Source organism: Bacillus sp. NPDC060175, from assembly GCF_042728695.1.
Taxonomy (GTDB): domain Bacteria; phylum Bacillota; class Bacilli; order Bacillales; family Bacillaceae_G; genus Bacillus_A.
In genome coordinates this window covers 56,736-57,331 of record NZ_JBHWYR010000016.1, presented here as the reverse complement: position 1 = coordinate 57,331, position 596 = coordinate 56,736, and the positions used below count along the sequence as shown (strand labels likewise).

The following is a 596-nucleotide window of genomic DNA, read 5'->3' as shown; positions in this document are numbered from 1 at the left end:
CGGACCTCAAGGTAACACGGGCGCTACCGGTGCTACTGGACCTCGAGGTAATACGGGTGTTACCGGACCTCAAGGTAACACGGGCGCTACCGGTGCTACTGGACCTCGAGGTAATACGGGTGTTACCGGACCTCAAGGTAACACGGGCGCTACCGGTGCCACTGGACCTCAAGGTAATACGGGCGCTCAGGGTAATACAGGTGCTACCGGCGCTATTGGACCTCGAGGCAACACGGGCGCTACTGGACCTCAAGGCAATACAGGGGCTCAAGGTAACACGGGCGCTACCGGCGCTACTGGACCTCAAGGCAATACAGGTGCTCAGGGTAACACAGGCGCTACCGGTGCTACTGGACCTCAAGGTAATACAGGCGCTCAAGGTAACACGGGCGCTACCGGCGCTACTGGACCTCAAGGCAATACAGGCGCTCAAGGTAACACGGGCGCTACTGGTGCCACTGGACCTCGAGGCAACACGGGCGCTACTGGACCTCAAGGTAACACGGGCGCTACTGGTGCCACTGGACCTCGAGGCAACACGGGCGCTACTGGACCTCAAGGTAACACGGGCGCTCAGGGTAATACAGGTGCTCAAG

At 60.1% G+C, this 596-nt stretch carries 1 protein-coding gene; it reads left to right on the top strand.

The features are described 5' to 3' along the window. A partial coding sequence (locus tag ACFWDE_RS10930; RefSeq protein ID WP_483861750.1) for a collagen-like domain-containing protein occupies positions 1-596 on the top strand: 596 nt, incomplete at both ends.